1 protein-coding gene is annotated in these 2,364 nt (G+C 71.1%); it reads right to left on the bottom strand.

Translation table 11 applies throughout. The features are described 5' to 3' along the window. The coding region (locus B7767_RS45655) for a beta-ketoacyl synthase N-terminal-like domain-containing protein (RefSeq protein ID WP_256923822.1) at nt 1-2,364 on the bottom strand (2,364 nt) is incomplete at both ends.

The raw sequence follows: 2,364 nt of genomic DNA, 5'->3' as shown, positions 1-2,364 counted from the left end.
CCCGCGAACACCCCCGCCTGGGCGTAGGCGGTCCCGTTCAGCGCCTCCTCGTCGTCGCCCCAGACCACGTCGCGCAACGGCCGGTCGAGGTGCTCGTCCAGGCCCGCGCACACCGCGTCGAACGCCTCCGCGAACACCGGGAAACGAGCGTGCAGTTCACGGCCCATACCGAGCCGCTGCGAACCCTGACCCGAGAACAGGAAGGCGGTGCGACCTCCATCGGCCACGCCCTCCACGACACCCGCGTCCGGAAGACCGGCGGCGAGCGTCTGCAGGGCGGTGGCCTTGTCCTGCGCCAGCACCACAGCCCGGTGGTCGAAGAGGGAGCGCTGCGTGGCCAGCGCGAACCCGAGGTCCACGCCACGGACCGCCGAGCCGTCCGCCGCCACGAACTCCCGCAGCCGCTCGGCCTGCGCACGCAGCGCGGCCTCACTCTTTCCGGAGAGGACCCACGGCACCAGGACGGCCGTTTCGGTGTCGTCGGCGTCGGTTGCCGCCGAGACGCCTTCACCCGCGAATTCGGGCTGTTCGAGGATGACGTGCGCGTTGGTGCCGCTGATGCCGAACGACGACACACCCGCACGGCGCGGCCCCGGACCCTGCGCCCACTCCACCGGTTCGGTCAGCAGCTCCACCGCACCCGCCGACCAGTCGACGTGCGACGACGGCGCATCCACATGCAGCGTGCGCGGCAGCACACCGTGCCGCATCGCCATCACCATCTTGATCACACCGGCCACACCGGCCGCAGCCTGCGTGTGACCCAGGTTCGACTTCACCGACCCCAGCCACAACGGCCGGCCCTCCGGCCGGTCCTGACCGTAGGTGGCGATCAGCGCCTGCGCCTCGATCGGATCACCCAGCGTCGTACCCGTACCATGCGCCTCCACCACATCCACGTCACCGGCGGACAGCCCACCACTGGCCAACGCCTGCCGGATCACCCGCTGCTGCGACGGACCGTTCGGCGCCGTCAGACCGTTCGACGCACCATCCTGGTTCACCGCACTGCCCCGCACCACGGCCAGCACCCGATGACCATGACGCCGCGCGTCCGACAACCGCTCCAGCACCAGTACACCGGCTCCTTCGGACCAGCCGGCTCCGTCAGCGGTGTCGGAGAATGCCTTGCAGCGGCCGTCGGCGGAGAGGGCTCCCTGGCGGGAGAACTCGACGAAGGCGGTGGGCGTGGCCATGACGGTGACACCACCGGCCACGGCGAGCGAGCACTCGCCCGAGCGCAGTGCCTGCGCCGCCCAGTGCAACGCCACCAACGACGACGAACACGCCGTGTCCACCGTCACCGCCGGACCCTCGAACCCGAACGTGTACGACACACGGCCGGAAGCAATGCTGCCCGCGCTACCGTTGCCGCGGTAGCCCTCGTACTGCTCGTCGGCGAGGATGCTTCCGTAATCGCTGTACATGACGCCGGTGAAGACGCCGGTCTGGCTGCCCCGCAGCGACACCGGGTCCATCCCGGCCCGCTCGATCGCCTCCCAGGTCGTCTCCAGCAGCAGACGCTGCTGCGCGTCCGTCGCCACCGCCTCCCGCGGGCTCATCCCGAAGAACTCGGGGTCGAAGGCACCCGCGTCGTGCAGGAAACCGCCCGAGCGCGTGTACGACGTCCCGGACACACTCCGGTCGGGGTTGTAGAGGGACTCGACATCCCATCCGCGGTCGGCCGGGAAGTCCGACACGGCGTCGACACCCTCGGACACCAGCCGCCACAGATCCTCGGGCGAGGACACACCGCCCGGATAACGGCACGCCATCCCCACGATCACCACCGGATCGTCCGCCACCGACGGCAGCGACCCGACCGGCACAGCCACGTCGCGCACGGTTCCGAGCACGGTGTCGAGGAGGTGGTCGGCGAGGAGTTCCGCGGTCGGGTAGTCGAAGACCACGGTGGCGGGCAGGCGCAGTCCGGTCGCCTTGCCCAGCCGGTTCCGCAGCTCCACCGCCGTCAGGGAGTCGAAGCCCAGGTCCTGGAAGGCACGGTCGGGGTGGACCGTCTGTGCGCCCGAGTGGCCGAGGACGAGGGCGATGTGTCCGCGCACCAGGTCCAGCATCGTCTCGCGGCGCTCGGTCTCGCCGAGCACGGTCAGCCGTTCGGCCAGCCCGGTGGTCTCGGTGGAACCCGTGGCCGCCGCGCGGCGGGTGGACGTCCGGATCAGCCCGCTGAGCAGCGGCGGAACCTCTCCCTGCGCACGGAGCGCCGGGAAGTCGAGGCGCACGGGGAGAACGACCGGCGCGTCGGCGGCCACCGCGGCGTCGAACAGGGCTACGCCCTGCTCCACCGTCAGCGGTGGCATACCGGAGCGGGCGATGCGACGTCGGTCGGTCTCCGACAGCGTCTGG

Source organism: Streptomyces sp. 13-12-16 (genome assembly GCF_002114215.1).
Lineage (GTDB): Bacteria > Actinomycetota > Actinomycetes > Streptomycetales > Streptomycetaceae > Streptomyces.
Note: the sequence above shows the minus strand (reverse complement) of the source record. Positions and strands in the feature narration are given on the sequence as shown.